The organism is Rhodococcus sp. KBS0724 (assembly GCF_005938745.2).
Classification (GTDB): Bacteria; Actinomycetota; Actinomycetes; order Mycobacteriales; family Mycobacteriaceae; genus Rhodococcus_F.
The window spans coordinates 5,937,016-5,953,980 of sequence record NZ_VCBX02000001.1 but is presented as its reverse complement, the minus strand read 5'-3'; the positions used below and the strand labels follow the sequence as shown (position 1 = coordinate 5,953,980).

At 62.7% G+C, this 16,965-nt stretch carries 16 protein-coding genes; 13 read left to right on the top strand and 3 right to left on the bottom strand.

Annotated features, from left to right (window positions below; translation table 11 throughout):
- The first annotated feature begins 2 nt into the window (after positions 1 to 2).
- Genes FFI94_RS27335 through FFI94_RS27325 form a run of 3 tightly spaced genes read left to right on the top strand, consistent with a single transcriptional unit; the run spans position 3 to position 1,968 of the window.
- Positions 3 to 500 (top strand): RNA polymerase sigma factor, encoded by a 498-nt coding sequence (locus FFI94_RS27335; RefSeq protein ID WP_138870577.1) that lies wholly within the window; start codon positions 3 to 5, stop codon positions 498 to 500.
- A complete protein-coding gene (locus tag FFI94_RS27330) occupies positions 497 to 1,102 on the top strand; it encodes a methylated-DNA--[protein]-cysteine S-methyltransferase (RefSeq protein WP_138870576.1) in 606 nt (201 codons plus the stop codon). Before FFI94_RS27335 ends, FFI94_RS27330 begins: the two co-directional genes overlap by 4 nt.
- The gene (locus FFI94_RS27325) at positions 1,099 to 1,968 is read left to right on the top strand and encodes a DNA-3-methyladenine glycosylase (RefSeq protein WP_260684376.1); all 870 of its coding nucleotides are present in this window, start codon (positions 1,099 to 1,101) and stop codon (positions 1,966 to 1,968) included. Before FFI94_RS27330 ends, FFI94_RS27325 begins: the two co-directional genes overlap by 4 nt.
- On the opposite strand, the gene FFI94_RS27320 is transcribed toward FFI94_RS27325, so the two are convergent.
- Positions 1,969 to 4,194, bottom strand: coding sequence for an MMPL family transporter (locus tag FFI94_RS27320; RefSeq protein WP_138870575.1), 2,226 nt, complete (start codon positions 4,192 to 4,194; stop codon positions 1,969 to 1,971). It lies immediately after the preceding gene.
- A 219-nt stretch (positions 4,195 to 4,413) separates the two neighbouring features.
- Here FFI94_RS27320 and FFI94_RS27315 point away from each other — a divergent pair, with 219 nt between their 5' ends.
- Genes FFI94_RS27315 through FFI94_RS27300 form a run of 4 tightly spaced genes read left to right on the top strand, consistent with a single transcriptional unit; the run spans position 4,414 to position 8,243 of the window.
- Positions 4,414 to 4,701 (top strand): hypothetical protein, encoded by a 288-nt coding sequence (locus FFI94_RS27315; protein ID WP_138870574.1) that lies wholly within the window; start codon positions 4,414 to 4,416, stop codon positions 4,699 to 4,701.
- Positions 4,698 to 5,516: a hypothetical protein gene (locus tag FFI94_RS27310; RefSeq protein ID WP_138870573.1), complete on the top strand. Its 819-nt coding sequence runs from the start codon at positions 4,698 to 4,700 to the stop codon at positions 5,514 to 5,516. The genes FFI94_RS27315 and FFI94_RS27310 overlap by 4 nt, the downstream gene beginning before the upstream one ends.
- A 38-nt stretch (positions 5,517 to 5,554) precedes the next feature.
- Positions 5,555 to 7,486: a fumarate reductase/succinate dehydrogenase flavoprotein subunit gene (locus FFI94_RS27305; protein ID WP_138870572.1), complete on the top strand. Its 1,932-nt coding sequence runs from the start codon at positions 5,555 to 5,557 to the stop codon at positions 7,484 to 7,486.
- Between the two features lies 1 nt (position 7,487).
- Positions 7,488 to 8,243 (top strand): succinate dehydrogenase/fumarate reductase iron-sulfur subunit, encoded by a 756-nt coding sequence (locus FFI94_RS27300; RefSeq protein WP_138870571.1) that lies wholly within the window; start codon positions 7,488 to 7,490, stop codon positions 8,241 to 8,243.
- A 6-nt stretch (positions 8,244 to 8,249) separates the two neighbouring features.
- On the opposite strand, the gene FFI94_RS27295 is transcribed toward FFI94_RS27300, so the two are convergent.
- Entirely contained in the window at positions 8,250 to 8,963 is a 714-nt protein-coding gene (locus tag FFI94_RS27295; protein ID WP_138873451.1) for an IclR family transcriptional regulator, read from the bottom strand.
- Positions 8,964 to 9,073: 110 nt separating this feature from the next.
- Between FFI94_RS27295 and FFI94_RS27290 the strand changes: the two genes are divergently transcribed.
- The 6 genes from FFI94_RS27290 to FFI94_RS27265 all read left to right on the top strand — a co-directional run bounded on the left by FFI94_RS27290 (position 9,074) and on the right by FFI94_RS27265 (position 15,398).
- Positions 9,074 to 10,285: a 4-hydroxybenzoate 3-monooxygenase gene (locus FFI94_RS27290; protein WP_138870570.1), complete on the top strand. Its 1,212-nt coding sequence runs from the start codon at positions 9,074 to 9,076 to the stop codon at positions 10,283 to 10,285.
- A gap of 102 nt (positions 10,286 to 10,387) precedes the next feature.
- The gene (locus FFI94_RS27285; RefSeq protein ID WP_397495586.1) at positions 10,388 to 11,995 is read left to right on the top strand and encodes an ABC transporter substrate-binding protein; all 1,608 of its coding nucleotides are present in this window, start codon (positions 10,388 to 10,390) and stop codon (positions 11,993 to 11,995) included.
- Positions 11,992 to 13,029: an ABC transporter permease gene (locus FFI94_RS27280; protein WP_138870568.1), complete on the top strand. Its 1,038-nt coding sequence runs from the start codon at positions 11,992 to 11,994 to the stop codon at positions 13,027 to 13,029. The genes FFI94_RS27285 and FFI94_RS27280 overlap by 4 nt, the downstream gene beginning before the upstream one ends.
- Positions 13,022 to 13,843 (top strand): ABC transporter permease, encoded by an 822-nt coding sequence (locus FFI94_RS27275; RefSeq protein ID WP_138870567.1) that lies wholly within the window; start codon positions 13,022 to 13,024, stop codon positions 13,841 to 13,843. Before FFI94_RS27280 ends, FFI94_RS27275 begins: the two co-directional genes overlap by 8 nt.
- Positions 13,840 to 14,751, top strand: coding sequence for an ABC transporter ATP-binding protein (locus FFI94_RS27270; RefSeq protein ID WP_138870566.1), 912 nt, complete (start codon positions 13,840 to 13,842; stop codon positions 14,749 to 14,751). The genes FFI94_RS27275 and FFI94_RS27270 overlap by 4 nt, the downstream gene beginning before the upstream one ends.
- Positions 14,748 to 15,398 (top strand): ABC transporter ATP-binding protein, encoded by a 651-nt coding sequence (locus FFI94_RS27265; RefSeq protein ID WP_138870565.1) that lies wholly within the window; start codon positions 14,748 to 14,750, stop codon positions 15,396 to 15,398. Before FFI94_RS27270 ends, FFI94_RS27265 begins: the two co-directional genes overlap by 4 nt.
- Here FFI94_RS27265 and FFI94_RS27260 read toward each other — a convergent pair.
- Positions 15,395 to 16,945 carry a bifunctional 3'-5' exonuclease/DNA polymerase gene (locus tag FFI94_RS27260; RefSeq protein WP_138870564.1) on the bottom strand — a complete coding sequence of 517 codons (1,551 nt, stop codon included), beginning with the start codon at positions 16,943 to 16,945 and terminating at the stop codon, positions 15,395 to 15,397. The genes FFI94_RS27265 and FFI94_RS27260 overlap by 4 nt on opposite strands.
- Positions 16,946 to 16,965: the final 20 nt, after the last annotated feature.

The window sequence follows — 16,965 nt, the reverse complement described above, 5'->3', positions numbered from 1 at the left end:
TCGTGGCACTGAAACCATTCGAGAAGGTCGTGACCGAGCACGGGGCGGTGGTGCTTCGGGTATGCCGCGCGGTTGTCGGTCCGGTTGACGCCGAGGACGCGTGGTCCGAGACCTTCCTGGCGGCGATGCGCGCCTATCCGGACTTGGATCCCGGCGCGAATGTCGAGGCCTGGCTTGTGACCATTGCGCACCGCAAAGCCATCGACATCGTGCGAGTGCGAGGTCGCGTCGCGGTTCCCACCGACGACCTTCCGGAATTGCCGACGCGTGTCGGCCTTCCGGGAACATGGAATCACGAACTCTGGGATGCACTCGAACAGTTGCCTTTCAAGCAACGAGCGTCGGTGGCGTACCACTTTCTCGGCGGGCTGCCGTATGCCGAGATCGCGGAAATTCTGGGCAGTACCCCAACCGCCGCGAGGAAAGCAGGATCCGACGGTATTGCGTCCCTGCGAAAAACATACTTACCCGACACCGTTCCGGAAGGGAGCCGTTCATGAGTACCGATGCCGATGTGTTCGGCGCACTCCCCGCGTCCGACCCGGATGCGCTGGCGCGGCTGCATTCACGGTTGGCTGACGCGGCTGCGGCGGCGCAGTTGATCGACGTTGCCTACCGGATCGTCGATTCGCCGATCGGAAAATTGCTCATCGCCGCAACGGAAGCCGGTTTGGTGCGGGTGGCGTTTGCCGTCGAGGGGCATGACGTCGTGCTGGGACGGCTGGCCGAAACCGTCAGCCCTCGTGTCTTGCACCATCCGCGCAGGCTCGACACCGTTGCCCGGGAGTTGGACGAGTATTTTGCCGGCACCCGAAAGGAATTCGATCTGAATCTGGATTTCCAGCTGGCCAAGGGATTTCGGCGTGAAGTGCTACGCCACCTTCCGGAGATCGAATACGGCCACACCGCAAGCTATTCGGCGGTTGCCACGGCGTCGGGTAGTCCGCGTGCAGTGCGGGCGGTAGGCACGGCGTGTGCCAAGAACCCATTGCCGTTGGTGGTGCCATGTCACAGAGTGGTCCGAAGTGACGGAAGTCTGGGTCAGTATGCGGGCGGGCCGGAACTCAAGGCTGTGCTGCTGGATCTGGAATCTCGGCAATGAAGGCAATGAAGGCAATGAACGAGGCTGTGACGCTGACGCTTCCGTTCACACCGCCGTATGCGACGGAGCCGTTGATCGGCGCGTTGAAAGCTCACGCGGTGGCGGGACTGGAACGCCACGACGACGGAGTCCATGTGCGTGTCGTCCCGCTGCCGACCGGTCCCGTGATCGTGTCGGTGTCGTGGCACGAAAATTGTGTGTCGGTGAGCGTCGACAGAGACACGGACGTCACCCGGCTCGAGTCGGTTGTACGGCGGTGGCTCGATCTCGACGGCGATCATCGTGAGTGGGAGGCGGCGCTTTCGTCGGACAAGACGCTGGCACCGCTGATCTTGGCACGGCCAGGTTTACGTGTGCTCGGTAGCGTCGACGGTTTCGAGACTGCGGTGCTGACTGTTCTGGGGCAGCAGGTTTCACTGGGGGCGGCACGAACATTCGGGGGCCGGTTCGTCGGGGCATTCGGAGAACCTGTGAACGACGAGTTCTCGGCCTTCCCGTCGGCGGAGTTGGTGGCGGCCAGTTCCCCGGACGCGATACAGAAGGCTGTCGGATTGACCAGCGCGCGGGCAAGAACGGTGCATGCCTTGGCAACTGCGGTTTCTGACTATCTTGATGTCGGCTGGGACGCCGACCCGGTGCGATTTCGCGCAGATCTTCTGGCCCTTCCGGGGATCGGGCCGTGGACTGCCGACTACCTCACGGTGAGGATCCTCGGCGATCGCGACGCGTTTGTGCCGGACGATCTGGTCCTCAAACGTGCATTGGGTGTCTCGTCCGGAAAGGAAGCCGCGGCGTTGTCGGAGCAATGGAGACCGTGGCGCGCTTACGCGTTGTTCCATCTGTGGACCAAAGAAGCATTTCTCTAGTCAGTCCTTCGAGGTCGCCAGGGCCGAAGGCCACCAGATCTTCTTGCCGATGTCATGGGACAGAGCGGGAACCAGGATGCTGCGCACGATGATCGTGTCCAGCAGCACGCCGAACGCGACGGCAAACCCGATCTCGGCCAAGAAGACCAGCGGAAGAATTCCCAGGACGGCAAACGTCGCGGCTAGTACGACTCCGGCCGAGGTGATGACACCACCGGTAACGGCAAGTCCGCGCAGTACACCGGCGCGAGTGCCGAATTCGCCGGTCTCTTCACGGACGCGGGTCATCAGGAAAATGTTGTAGTCGATGCCCAGCGCTACGAGAAAGACAAAGGCATAGAGCGGGAACGACTGGTCTGCGCCGGCAAAACCGAAGACGTGAGTGAAGAAGAAACCGCTGACGCCCAAGGTAGCTGCAAACGAAAGGACCACCGTTGCAATCAGAATCACGGGAATGACCAGAGCGCGAAGCAGTATGGAAAGAACCACGAAGATGACCGCCAGCACGATGGGAATGATGAGATTGCGGTCGCGCACAGACGCTGCTTGTACGTCGAGTGTGGTTGCGGTGGCGCCGCCCACCAGAGCATCGGCGCCGGGGACCGCGTGTACGGCGGTTCGGAGGCGTTTGATCGTCTCGAGTGCCTGCGGCGAGTCGTATGAATCGGCAAGCATCGCGTTGATCATGGTTCGGCCGTTGATGGGCGGGGCAGTGAAGCCTGGTGGGGCGCAACCTGCTGCCGCTGCCTGAGTAACGGCGGCAGGATTGGTCTTGATCAGTTCGCTGACCTTCGCGACGTCAACTTGGGTGCACACCGACCCGGCGCTGCGGGATATGCCCTCGACAGCGCTGACCGCTTTGATCACGGCGTCCGACTGATCCGCGTTTGCGGTGATGACAGCCGGTGCGCCGGCTCCCGGATCGAAGGCGGAATCGTAGAGTTCCTGCCCGACAACGGCATCCGGAGTATTGGTGAAATTCTGGGCCGCGGTCAGTCCATCGGTTTTCAGGCTTCCGATTCCGGCAGCGAACAACACGACGAGCAGAATCGAGGTGCCGATCCACAGCGAGCGATCCTTGTTGCCGACAGTTGTCGCGATCTTGCCCCACATGCCGTGCGTCGCAAGATCTGCGGCGTGATCGACGCGAGGGGTTCGGGGCCAGAACACCCAACGGCCGACCACGGCCAGCGCAACCGGCATGAACGTCATCATCACCAGATACGTGCAGGCAATCCCGATCGCGGCCACCGGGCCGAGGCTTTTGTTGGAGTTCAACTGCGAGAAGGTCAGGCAGAGTAATCCGAGAACAACGGTGACAGCGGATGCCGTGATCGCGGGTGCTGATTCGCGCCACGCCCGGATCATCGCGTCGAATCGATTGGGGTAGTTGTGCAGTTCCTCGCGGTATCGCGAAATGAGCAGCAACGCGTAGTCGGTACCCGCACCGATCACGAGTACGAACAGGATCCCTTGAGATTGACCGGTCAAGGTCAGGATTTCAGCCTTGGCGAGGACGTAGATCGCCATCGACGACAAGCCGATGGCGAGGAGCGCCGAGAACAGCGGAAAGAACCACAGCACAGGCGATCTGTAGACCACCAGAAGAATCAGGATGACAACGAGTAACGCGGCACCGAGGAGAGCGCTGTCCAAGCCGGCAAACGCGTCGATGAATGCCACCAGGAGCCCGCCAGGCCCGGCGGGTAACACTTCGATGTCGCCTGCGGCCTTCTCGGCAGCGTCGAGGACATTCTGTTCGGTTGCCGCCAGTTCTTCCCCGGACACCGCGTTGCCACCGTCTTTGGCGATCAGCGGAACAAAAATGGATGCGGTGGTGCCGTCGGCGGAGTACTGAGTTGGCTGCATTCCGTCGGCGTCGACGCCGGACACTCCGGAAATGGCTTGGCGTGCAGATTCGACAGCGGCCTTGTCCGTATCGGTCAGCGCAGAATCTCGATGGAACAGAACAAAGCCAGGGATGGTCTCCACCGGAAGGAATTTCGCGGATTCATTCGCGACGACGGTGGATTCCGCTGAACTCGGAAGGTACGACGAGTTGTCGTTCTTCTGAACCTCGGCGAGTTTGCTCTGGAAAGAACCACCGAATCCGCCCGCGACAAACGCGAAGATCGCCAGCGCAATCACCGTGAAGATCGGTAGGCGGTGGGCTCTGATCGCTCCGCTGTCGTTCTTTTCCGCGTCGGTGGAATCCAGTTTTGTCATGGTTCTCCTCGGGGCGCATGAGGTCGGCACCGATAAAGCAACGTTTTCAGTAGAACACGCGAGCGGGCGCGGTGGAACTACTGCAATTGGGGTACCCCTCCACGTGAAGAACACAACTTTTCACAGTTGAGGAGGTTCGCAGGCCCCCATTGTCTTCGCAGGGCCCCGTGGTCGTAGCCGATACGAGTCACCACTTCTACCGATCGGTTGGAGAGATCTATGTCAACCACCGAAATGCTCGAGCTCGAGCGCACCATCGACCATCTCCGTCACTGTGTCGGTTCGCTGCGGTCCTTGTACGGCGACGTACCGCAGGTGCGCCGGTTGGCGAATGACCTGGAGCGGCTCGAGATCGATTCCGGCGATCTGAGCGCATCGCCGCCGCACCTGACCCACCACGAACAGGCCGAACGGATTCCCGTGCCCGACACACCCTACGACGCGTCGATGTGGCAGGGCGCCGATGACGAGGGCATTGGCGGCCACCCGACCGAGCACGACGGATGAGTGCGCCGCCGATCGACACGAGTGGAGTCGGTGCGCCGTCGCGTGCTCGAATTGCGGCACGCACGCTGAGAACGGACACGTGGTGGCGAGCGCCGCTACTGACGGTGCTGGGGCTGTCCGTGTTCGTGGTCTACGCGACGATCCGGTCGTTTGTCCGCAGCGCGTACTGGGTCGCGGACTATCACTACCTGACCCCGTTCTATTCGCCGTGCCTGAGCGACTCTTGTGTACCGGGTTCCAGCGATTTCGGCACACCGATCGGTGAGTTGCCGATGTGGATTCCACTCGGCTTCCTGGTGCTGCCGTTTCTGCTGGGCTTCCGGCTGACCTGCTACTACTACCGCAAGGCCTACTACCGGTCGGTGTGGCTCTCGCCGCCTGCCTGTGCGGTCGCGGAACCACATCGCGGCTACTCGGGTGAGACGCGGCTGCCGTTGATCATCCAGAACTCGCATCGGTATTTCTTCTACGTCGCACTTGTCGTGTCGGTGATCAACACGTACGACGCGATTCGAGCCTTCCACGGGGCGGACGGTGGCTTCGGTATCGGTCTCGGCACGCTGATAATTCTGGGCAACGTGTGCTTGCTGTGGGCCTATACGGTGTCGTGCCATTCGTGCCGTCACGTCACAGGTGGACGGCTCACCCATTTCTCGAAACATCCGATCCGCTACTGGTTGTGGACGCAGGTCAGCAAACTCAACACGCGGCACATGCAGCTGGCGTGGACCACGCTCGGCACGCTGATGATCACGGACTTCTACATCATGCTCGTTGCCAGCGGGACGATCGAGGACCTGCGCCTGATCAATTGACCACCCAATTCTGTCGCCCAATTCTCCAGGGGGAGTGAATGACCGAAGTCGAACGGCACACATACGACGTCGTGGTGATCGGAGCCGGCGGAGCCGGACTACGTGCGGTGATCGAGGCCAGGGAACAGGGACTTTCCGTTGCCGTGGTCTGTAAGTCGCTGTTCGGCAAGGCTCACACCGTCATGGCGGAGGGTGGGTGCGCTGCAGCGATGGGCAACGCCAACGAGAAGGACACCTGGCAGACGCACTTTCAGGACACCATGCGCGGCGGCAAGTTCCTCAACAACTGGAGGATGGCGGAACTGCACGCACGTGAGGCGCCGGACCGGGTATGGGAACTCGAAACTTATGGCGCACTGTTCGATCGGACGCCAGACGGGCGAATCAGTCAACGCAACTTCGGTGGTCACACCTATCCGCGGCTTGCTCACGTCGGTGACCGCACAGGTCTCGAGATCATTCGGACGATGCAGCAGAAGATCGTCTCGCTTCAGCAGGAAGACTTCGCGGCGACGGGTGACTACGAGGCCCGCATCAAGGTTTTCGCGGAATGCACCATCTCGGAACTGACCAAGGACGGCGACCGTATTTCCGGTGCCTTCGGATACTGGCGCGAGAGCGGACGGTGTGTGCTGTTCGAAGCTCCGGCGGTAGTGATGGCCACCGGCGGAATTGGTAAGTCGTTCAAGGTCACATCCAATTCGTGGGAGTACACCGGAGACGGGCACGCACTCGCCCTTCGTGCGGGCGCCAACCTGATCAACATGGAGTTCGTTCAGTTCCACCCGACCGGCATGGTGTGGCCGCCTAGCGTCAAAGGCATTCTCGTGACGGAGGGAGTGCGCGGTGACGGTGGTGTACTCAAGAACTCCGAGGGTGATCGCTTCATGTTCTCCTACATTCCGCCGGTGTTCAAAGGCCAGTACGCCGAGACGGCAGAAGAAGCCGATCGTTGGTACGAGGATCAGGAGAACAACAGACGCACCCCCGATCTGCTGCCTCGCGACGAAGTGGCCCGTGCCATCAACACCGAGGTGAAGGAAGGGCGCGAAACTCCGCATGGTGGTGTGTATCTCGACATCGCGTCCCGGATGCCTGCCGAGGAAATCAAGCGCCGGTTGCCGTCGATGTACCACCAGTTCAAGGAACTGGCAGACGTCGACATCACAAAAGAGCAAATGGAAGTGGGCCCAACCTGCCACTACGTGATGGGCGGGATCGAGGTGGATCCCGACACCGGTTCCTCGAACGTGCCGGGACTGTTTGCGGCAGGGGAGTGCTCCGGCGGAATGCACGGCTCCAACCGGCTGGGCGGGAATTCACTGTCGGATCTGCTCGTATTCGGTAGACGAGCCGGCCTCGGCGCCGCGACCTATGTGAAGTCGCTGCCTGCTCGCCCCGTCGTGGCGGACGGCGACGTGGATGCCGCGTCGCGGATGTTGCTTTCTCCGTTCGACACTCAGCCCGGCGCCGGCGCACTCGAGAACCCGTACACCCTGCACACCGAACTGCAGCAGACGATGAACGACTTGGTCGGCATCATCCGCACCGCTGAGGAAGTCGATCGTGCGCTGCGCACGCTCGACGACATCAAACGACGGATCGATTCGGTTGTGGTGGAGGGGCACCGGCAGTTCAATCCGGGATGGCATCTGGCCGTGGATCTGCGAAACATGGTGCTGGTCAGCGAATGTGTCGCAAAGGCTGCCCTCCTGCGTACCGAGAGCCGGGGCGGACATACTCGCGATGATCACCCGGCGATGGCTGCGCAGTGGCGCAACACCCTGCTGGTGTGCGCCGTGGACGGCGAGACGGCCGGGCGTCCGGACGTCGTAGTGCCCGACGTGCAGGTCACCTCCGAACCGCAATCACCGATGCGTCCGGATCTGTTGGCGCTCTTCGATATCGACGAGTTGGCGAAGTATTACACCGACGCCGAACTTGCCGGTCATCCGGGAAGGAATACCTGACATGGGCTACGACGCGAGTTTCCGGGTGTGGCGCGGTGACGCAGACGGTGGTGATCTGCAGGACTATTCGGTTCCGGTGAACGAGGGGGAGGTGGTGCTCGACATCATTCACCGGTTGCAGGCCACACAGACTCCGGACCTCGCGGTGCGGTGGAACTGCAAGGCCGGCAAATGCGGATCGTGCTCGGCGGAGATCAACGGGCGGCCGCGGCTGATGTGTATGACACGGATGTCGACTTTCGCGGAGGACGAGGTGGTGACTGTGACTCCGATGCGCGCGTTCCCCGTCATCCGTGATCTGGTTACCGATGTCTCCTTCAATTACCGGAAGGCGCGGGAGATTCCGTCGTTCACACCGCCCCCTGGCCTGGCTCCCGGTGAGTACCGAATGCAGCAGATCGACGTCGCGCGCTCGCAGGAGTTCCGCAAGTGCATCGAGTGCTTCTTGTGCCAGAACACCTGTCACGTGGTGCGCGATCACGAGGACAACAAAGCAGCGTTCTCCGGTCCCCGCTTCTTCATTCGGATCGCCGAACTCGAAATGCACCCGCTCGATACAGCAGACCGTCGGGACGCCGCGCAAGACCAGTACGGACTCGGCCTGTGCAACATCACCAAATGCTGCACCGAGGTATGCCCGGAGGACATCAAGATCACCGACAACGCAATCATCCCGATGAAGGAACGCGTGGTGGATCGGCGCTACGACCCGTTGGTCTGGCTGGGCAACAAGATCTTCCGTCGTGGTGAAACCTGATTCGGGTCAGGAAATTCCGCGGGAGATCGCGCGGCTGGTCGCCTGCAGCGCCGGGACGAGGGAGGCGCTGCCGGTGTCGAGTGGAACGACAACGGACAGTGCCGCGACAACGTCGCGAGCGCGGCGAATGGGCGACGCTATCGCCAGAGTGCCGAGGTTGAGGTACTGGCGAGCTATGACGACGTCGGTGCGGCGGATCTCCGCCAGCAGAGAACGCAGCGTAGGTTCGTCGGTGATCGTGAACGGTGTCAATGCCCGCAATCCGGATGCTACGACGTCATCGAAGACGCTCTGGGGAGCATGAGCCAGAAGCACCAGTCCGCCGCTGGACGCGTGCAGCGGCAATCGTCCACCTGCCCGGCCGACAAGTCCGACGGCGTCGTGGCTCGACAACCGCTCCAGATAGACCGCCTCGCGGTTGTCGCGGACGACGAGTTGCACGTTCTGGCCGGTGATTTCGTGCAAGTCCTCCATGAACGGCATTGCTACGGAGCGTAAACCGTGGGCGCGGGGCGCGCGGGATCCAATCTCCCAGACCCGAAGTCCGATCTGAAACCGGCCGTCGTCGTCGCGTTCGAGGGCTCCGAGTCTGGTGAGTTCCCGGCAGATACGAAAGACCGTCGGCACGGGCAATTCCGAACCCAGTGAGAGTTCGGTGATCGTCTGGCGGGGGTGCTGCGGAGTGAACAGATCGAGCAGGACCATAGCTCGTTCCAGCATCCCGGGTGGCGTTGCGACTTCTTTCACTCATCGAAAACTACCTTGTTGACAGCCCTCGTGTCCCGCGACCATCCAATTAGTCACAAGTTTTCCCTACCGAGGAGAGTTCTATGAGTCTGCCGCCCATTCGTACCCAGGTCGGTATCGTCGGGGCCGGTCCGGCCGGTTTGATGCTCTCCCATCTTCTGCATCTTCAGGGGATCGATTCCGTTGTCCTGGAGTGCCGTACGCGCGAAGACGTCGAAGGAACGATCCGGGCGGGAATTCTCGAGCAGAACACTGTGGATCTGATGATCGCAACTGGCGTGGGTGATCGGTTGCTCGCGGAAGGTCATCGTCACACCGGTACTCAGATCAGGTTCGCGGGTGAAGGGCGCCGAGTCGACTTCGAGGGGCTCACGGGTCGGGCTGTTACCGTGTACCCCCAGCATGAGGTGCTCATCGATCTGATTGCACGCAGGCTGGCGGACGGTGGGGACATCCGCTTCGGTGTCAGCGACGTCGAGGTGCACCAGCACACTGGTGATCACCCGTTCATCACATTTGTCGACGCCGACGGTCGCCCGCAGCGGCTGGACTCCGAACTTGTTGCGGGATGCGATGGTTCGCGAACCGGGACGCGTCATCTGATTCCGGAACCCGAGGTCCGTACCGACTACTTCCGCCAGTACCCGTTCGTCTGGTTCGGGATTCTTGCCGAAGCGCCGCGAACCTCGGACGAACTCATCTACGCCCACAGCCCGCGGGGATTCTCGCTCTGCAGCACACGATCCGAAACCGTGCAGCGGCACTATTTACAGGTATCGGTCGAGGACGCCGTCGACGACTGGTCGGATGATCGAATCTGGGACGAGTTGCATCGGCGCGTGGACGGACCTGGCGTCGAGGTCAAGGAGGGTGCCATCTTCTCGAAGAGCATCCTGCCGTTCCGTAGTTTTGTGTGCGAACCCATGCAGTCCGGCAACTTGTTCTTGGCCGGAGACGCCGCGCACACTGTTCCGCCGACCGGCGCAAAGGGCATGAATCTCGCGCTGGCAGACGTGTGGGTTCTGGCCGACGCGATGGTCGGTTTCTTTACCGCCGGGGATAGGCAAGGCCTCGACGGTTACTCCGCGGCTGTGCTGCCGCGGGTGTGGCGTGCTCAGCATTTCTCGTGGTGGATGTCGACGATGCTGCACACCGCGCCTGACGCATCGCCGTTCGACATCAAGCGGCAGGAAGCCGAACTCGACGTCGTGACCAGCTCCGAAGCTGGTTTGACTCTGATCGCCGAGAACTACACCGGCCTGCCGCTGCCGCAGTTGGTTCACGCGCTGTCCTGACAGCGGCCATCTGTCAAATCGTCCGGATTGCCCCTTTTCTTATCTGAATATCTGTACAGATGTTATTTTTATTCAGAAGGAAAGGGGCAATTCGTGAGTCTCATCCGATCCGGAGTTCCGACGCTTGTGAGCGCTGCCGTCGTCGGCACCCTGCTCGTCACGTCGTGCAGCACCCCGTCGGGCACGTCGACCGCGAGCGACGGTCTTGTCCTCGCCGACGGCTACGAACTGGGCGGATACAACCCCGTCGCGGGCTTCGGGGCAGCAGGCGAAGCCAAGATGTACGACGGTTTGGTGCGCCTCACCGGCGGTGACGGAATGCCTGGCTTCGAACCGGCTCTTGCCACGTCGATCCCCACCGCCAACGCGGACGCGTCGCTCTGGACCGTCACGCTCCGGGACGGCGTCACCTTTTCCGACGGCTCCTCCTTTGACGCCGCGGACGTGGTGGCCACTTACAAGGCGATCCTCGATCCGGCGTCGGCGTCCGAGGCGAAGTCGTCGTTCGACATGATCGCCGATGTCGTCGCAATGGATGACAACACCGTCGAGTTCCGTCTCGCGTACTCCTACGCACCACTGCTCACCAAGATGCTGATCGGCATTGTGCCGTCGGAGTCCGTGGCGACACCCGCTCTGGCGGCCGAGTCGACACTCAACACCGAACCGATCGGCACTGGTCCATACACCCTTGTCGATCTGTCTCCCGATCGCGCGGTGTTCACCGCCAACGAGAACTACTGGGACGGCGCACCGGAAATCAAGAAGCTCACGCTGCTCTATGTTCCGGACGACAACACCCGGGCGCAACGAATGGCGTCGGGCGAAATAGACGGCACCAATCTCCCTCCGCTGCTTGCCAATACGTTCGAATCTCGGGACGGCATGTCGGTGACGGCTCATCAGTCGGCGGATTGGCGTGGAGTGTCACTTCCGACGGACAATCCGGTAGCCGGTGACCGGGCGATGCGTATGGCGCTGAATCTGGCAGCCAACCGGCAGTCCATGATCGACAACGTTCTCGGTGGGCACGGCCGCGTCGCCGCCACACCGATTCCCGCGGTCTACGGTGCGTCGTACAACCCGGATGCCACGTTTACGTACGACCCGGCCAAGGCCGAGCAGATCCTCACCGACGCCGGCTGGATCGAAGGCCGTGACGGGATTCGTTCGAAGGACGGTCAACGCGCTCAGTTCACGATCATGTACAACTCCGTGGACACGGTCCGTCGAGACTTGGCGCAGGCCTTTGCATCCGACGCGCTGGGAATCGGCGTCGAAGTTGATCTCGAAGCACTGTCGTGGGATCGGATCGATCCGCGAATCAATCGGGACTCCACACTGCTCGGCGGCGGCGACGAACCGTTCGATCCTGATACCCAGGCCTACGACGCACTCAATTCCGCGTCTATCGCTCCCGGTGTCGGCAGTATTTACGACAATCCCAGCGACTACTCGAATCGTGCCGTCGACGCATCCCTCGACATCGGTCGCCGCAGTCTCGACCATGCGACCCGCGACGCCGCGTACCGAGACGTCCAGCAGGCCTACGTCGACGATCCCGGCTACGTGTATCTGGTCTTCCTCGACCACACCTATGTATCCAAGGACTCCGATTGGGCGATGTCCGGTCCGGTGCTGGAACCGCACGCGCATGGAGTGACCTGGGGTCCGTGGTGGTCCTTGCAAACCTGGACGCAAGAACAATGACAGCCGTCGACGTACGGGCCTCCGCCGCGACGTCGGATCCGGCACGAACGCACAACGCTCGTCGACGCGCCGTCTTCGTCATGGTCGGGCGCCGGATGCTGTTCATCGTCCCGGTGATCATCGTCGTGTCCGCCGGTTTGTTTGCCGCCGCGGCAATCTCACCGTTCGATCCGCTCGTCGGCTATCTGGGCTCTCGGTACGTGACGACCAGCGATGCGGACAAGGCGCTGATTGCCGCGCAGATGGGTTTCGGCAACCCCTGGTACAGCACGTACTGGACGTGGCTACAGGGAGTGGTGACCGGCGATCTTGGTATCTCCCGTTCCTTCAATCAGCCAGTCGCCCAAGTTATTTCCGAACGTCTACCGTGGACACTGCTCCTGGTGGGAACCAGCCTGGTGATCGCGATCCTCTCATCTCTGGCGCTGGGCGTTCTCGCCGGAATCCGCAAGGGCGGGTTCCTGGACAGAACCGTGTCAGGGCTGTGTGTCGTCATTCAAGGACTTCCGCCGTTTGTTCTCTCGCTCGGAGCCATCGCGCTCTTCGCGCTGACACTCGGGTGGCTGCCCGTGGCGGGCTTGACGGACGGGGGCGCCGATCCCACACCGGGACAAGTCATTCGTCACCTGATTCTTCCGGTCGCTGTTCTCGCGATCTCGCAAATGCCGTGGCTTCTCCTCGCAGTCCGCGAATCCGTCGTCGGGTCGACCGGTGAAGGATTTGTCGCCGGCGCGGTGGCGCGCGGAATACCGGCTTCCACCATCACGAAGCGTCATATCGTGCCGACCTCACTTGCGCCGTTTGCCAACATCATCGGTGTCCGGTTGCCTGAACTTGTCGTCGGGGCGGTACTCGTGGAGGAAGTGTTCAGTTGGCCGGGAATTGCGGGTGCCATCGTCTCGTCTGCCCGAGACCTCGACATGGCGCTACTCGCATTCCTCACGGTCGGAACAACTCTGACCGTCATGCTCGGATCACTTCTCGCTGACGTCATTGTTGTCGTCCTCGACCCGAGAGTGAGCACCGATGGCTAAGCACCGCTTCGCAATCGCCGTCGGTGCCTTGATCCTCATCGCGCTCTACGCGGGCTTGGTTCCGTGGATCGCCGGCGTCGACGACCGTGTCACCGACTTTGCGCAGGCCCGCATGGCGCCTTCGCTCGCGCATCCCTTCGGCACTGATTCGGCCGGGCGAGACCTGTTCGTCCGCGTGGCCGCCGGTATCCGGACATCGTTGCTGATCGCGCTCGCCTGCGCACTGTTGTCCACGGTGATCGGTGTGGCAGTAGGCACCACCGCCGGGCTACTCGGCGGGTGGGTCGACCGATTTGTCATGCGCGGGACCGACGCGGTGAACGCCCTCCCGCATCTGCTGCTCGGCATCGTCATCGTCGCGATGTTCCGCGGCAGTATCCTCGCCATCGTGCTCTCGATCGCACTCACGCACTGGACCCAGGTGGCTCGCATCATCCGCGGCGAGATCCTGAATTTGCGTGACCGGCCGTACATCGACGCAGCCGTCCTCGCTGGTGCCAGCCGTCGACATGTGATCACGCGTCACCTCGTTCCGGCAGCTGCGCCGCAGGCTTTGATCGCCGTTGTCCTGCTGCTGCCGCACGCCGTGTGGCACGAGTCGACCCTCTCGTTCCTCGGATTCGGCTTACCGCCCCACAAGCCCAGTCTGGGAACACTTCTGGAAGAAGCTCGCAGCTCTCTTCTACTCGGTGGTTGGTGGACGCTGGTGTTTCCCGCTGCTGTCCTGGTGATCACGACTATCGCAGTGGCGGTGGCCGGTTCGGCATTGCGTTCCACGCTCGCACCGCCTCGACCATCGGAGCTCCGACTGTGACTACCGGCCTGCGGATCGGCGCCCTCACCGTCCGGATTCCGTTGCCCGACGGCTCGGTTGTTCACGCTGCCAGCAACATCGACCTTGCGGTGCCACTCGGGACAGTCACTGCCCTGGTCGGCGAATCCGGCTGCGGCAAATCCATCATCGCGACCTCGGTGATGAATATGCTGCCGCCTGGCACTCATCGCACCGGCACCATCACTGTCGACGGCATCGACGTGTTCTCCGGAACGCCCTTCCGTGGCAGGCACGCGGCGCTGGTACCACAATCTGCCGCAACATATCTCACTCCGGTTCGGACTGCACGATCACAGCTGCAGGAGACGATCGACGCACTCGGCACCGCGCAGACCTGCGACGGTTTGGCGCAGCGTGTGGGTCTCGAACCTGCTGCCCTCGACTGCTACCCGCATGAACTGTCGGGAGGCATGGCGCAGCGCGTCGCGATTGCCGGCGCGCTGGCAGGAGACCCGTCGGTGATCGTGGCGGACGAGCCGACCGCCAACCTGGACCGAGCACTCACCGATCATGTTCTCGGCCTGCTGCGAGACTGCGCCGACGCCGGCGCTGCGGTCCTGCTCATCACCCACGATCTGGCGTCGTTGACTCGCGTTGCCATCGCCGACAGGTTGGCCGTCATGTACGCCTCGCGCATCATGGAGACGGGGCCGGCAGCGCAGGTTCTGCAGGACCCGCTTCACGATTACACCCGAGACCTGCTCGGAGCCTTGCCGTCCCGCGGGCTCAAGCCGATCCCCGGATCACCTCCGCAGCTGACGGATCTCCCGGACGAGTGCGTCTACTACCTGCGCCGACCGGAGTCGGCGCAATCCGGCGGCCCGACCGAACTGGTCACGTTCGGAGAGCGCACGTACCGAACTCGTCGGGCGGTGAGTGCACGATGAGTTTGCGCGCGGTCGATGTCACCGGCGGCTACGAGCGTGGCCGTCCCGTTCTCGAGAAGGTTTCCCTCGAGATCCCGGCCGGGGGTGTGGTCGGGTTGACCGGGCCGTCCGGAACCGGAAAATCGACGCTGGCACGGATTCTCGCGTCGCTGGACGCGCCGTGGTCCGGCGAAGTGCAGATCGACGGTTCCCCGGTCGGCGGAACCAAGTTCGGCGTTCCCGCTGCGCTCAGAGGTGCGGTGTCGATGCTCTTCCAATCGCCCCGCGCTGCAACCGATCCGCGGTACACGCTGGCTCGGATCATCGGCCAGCCCGCCGACATCGCGGGCCGCGCCGTCGACATCGAAGAACTGGCAGCAGAGGTTGGTCTCACTGCCGACTTGCTGACGCGTCGACCCCACCAGGTCAGCGACGGCCAACTCCAACGCGCCGCACTGGCGAGATCCTTGGCGCAGCAACCTCGTTACCTCATTTGCGACGAGGCCACCGCGATGCTCGACGCCGCGACCACCGCCACCCTCGTCAGATTGATCGAGCGCCGGGCAACCGATCACGGCATCGGGGTACTGCTCATCAGTCACGATCGTGACCTGCTCGACGCGTGCTGCGCAGACGTTCACGAACTCGACGGCATCCGGGCGCGCTAGAGGATGTCTTTTCCGTAGCTTTCGCGCACTCCCACCTCCATGGGAAACCGAACAGCAGTGTTGCCGAACAACAATCGAGTGGCCGACGCTGCTGCGGCCAATACGTGAGCCGTCCCGGATTCGGGGTTGCGGGTGTGCACCACAACTTCGTCGTGCTGGAAGAACACCAATTCGCCGTCCGGATCCTCGGCGAGGCGTCGACGCAGGTCGGCGAGGAGACACAACGCCCACTCCGACGCCGTCGCCTGCACGACGAAGTTGCGGGTGAAGCGTCCGCGCGCGTGAGCGTCGCCGTGCGAATAGAAATCGACAGACGGTGGGGGACAAGCTCGACCGAGCAGAGAGTGCACTACTTCGCCGCGTTCGCCGGCTTTGGCTGCCTGCTCGACGTACTCGACAGCTACGGGGAAACGCTTCCGCAGCAACGTGAGTAGTGCTTTGGCTTCACCGGCGGTGGCGCCGTAGAGCACTCCGAGGATGGCAACTTTGGCTTTGGCGCGGTCGCCGCCAAAGGCTTCGGCGCCGACAAGCGCGTACAGATCGTCGTCACCGGCTGCCGCCATCATGCGACGGTCGCGTGACATGGCGGCCAGGATGCGCGGTTCCAGCTGACCGGCGTCGGCCACCACGAATACGTGTCCGGGATCGGCAACAACGCTCGACCGCATGGTTTTCGGAATCTGCAGGGCGCCGCCGCCCCGACTTGCCCACCGGCCCGAGACAACTCCACCGGGAACGTAGACGGGGCGGAAGCGATCACCGCGCACCCAGCTGTCCATCCATTGCCAGCCATTGGTGCTGTACAGCTTGGCGAGTTCACGGTGACGCAGAAGCAACGGAACCGCTGGATGATCGACTTCCTGCAGAAACCACTTGCGCGTCGACGGCAGTTCGATGCCCTGGCGACCGAATGCTTCGGTGATCTCGACGGACGACGCCGGGTTCACGGTGCGCCCGAAGGCATCGCTGATCTGGGTGGCAAGTTCCTGCATCCGAACGGGGAGGTCGTAACCCGACGGCCGGGGGCCGAGTCTCTCCTCGAGGAGTTCGCGATGCTTTTGCGTCGAGAACGGCAAACCGGTGTGCGTCATTTCAGCGGCGCTGAGCGCACCGGCTGATTCTGCGGCAATCAACAGATCCAGGCGGGAGTCGGCGCCGATGGTGGCGCGTTGCTCCGCGAACTCGGCAACAACGGCATCAGGATCGAGGACGGGCGCGGTGTCGAACAAGCCGAGACGGTCGTCGTCGGACTCTTCGGCCGGGGGTGACGGCTGACCCGCGCGCATACTCAGGATCGCGCGGGTCAGCGAAATATCGTGGCAGCGCCCGACGTGAACTCCTGCCCGCAACAACATCGGATACACCGACGCCGTGCTCGGCCACACCCACCGCGGGTGCTCGGCATCCTCGATGGCCTGGACTGCGGCGACCACGTCGGGATACTCGACGCGGTCGCCGACAGGAGTCCCGTCGGGGTCGGTGCGAACAACCGTCGCGGTGACTGCTCCCGTGGACGTCGTACTACCGGGAACCAGGACAACTCTCACAGGTCCAGTGTGACGGTTGG

Bases quoted from the DNA above. Each gene is read 5' to 3' on its own strand.
- FFI94_RS27320 (WP_138870575.1), bottom strand. From the start codon at position 4,194: ATGACAAAACTGGATTCCACCGACGCGGAAAAGAACGACAGCGGAGCG.
- FFI94_RS27305 (WP_138870572.1), top strand. From the start codon at position 5,555: ATGACCGAAGTCGAACGGCACACATACGACGTCGTGGTGATCGGAGCC.
- FFI94_RS27310 (WP_138870573.1), top strand. From the start codon at position 4,698: ATGAGTGCGCCGCCGATCGACACGAGTGGAGTCGGTGCGCCGTCGCGT.
- FFI94_RS27315 (WP_138870574.1), top strand. From the start codon at position 4,414: ATGTCAACCACCGAAATGCTCGAGCTCGAGCGCACCATCGACCATCTC.
- FFI94_RS27330 (WP_138870576.1), top strand. From the start codon at position 497: ATGAGTACCGATGCCGATGTGTTCGGCGCACTCCCCGCGTCCGACCCG.
- FFI94_RS27325 (WP_260684376.1), top strand. From the start codon at position 1,099: ATGAAGGCAATGAAGGCAATGAACGAGGCTGTGACGCTGACGCTTCCG.
- FFI94_RS27275 (WP_138870567.1), top strand. From the start codon at position 13,022: ATGGCTAAGCACCGCTTCGCAATCGCCGTCGGTGCCTTGATCCTCATC.
- FFI94_RS27265 (WP_138870565.1), top strand. From the start codon at position 14,748: ATGAGTTTGCGCGCGGTCGATGTCACCGGCGGCTACGAGCGTGGCCGT.
- FFI94_RS27300 (WP_138870571.1), top strand. From the start codon at position 7,488: ATGGGCTACGACGCGAGTTTCCGGGTGTGGCGCGGTGACGCAGACGGT.
- FFI94_RS27280 (WP_138870568.1), top strand. From the start codon at position 11,992: ATGACAGCCGTCGACGTACGGGCCTCCGCCGCGACGTCGGATCCGGCA.
- FFI94_RS27290 (WP_138870570.1), top strand. From the start codon at position 9,074: ATGAGTCTGCCGCCCATTCGTACCCAGGTCGGTATCGTCGGGGCCGGT.
- FFI94_RS27295 (WP_138873451.1), bottom strand. From the start codon at position 8,963: ATGCTGGAACGAGCTATGGTCCTGCTCGATCTGTTCACTCCGCAGCAC.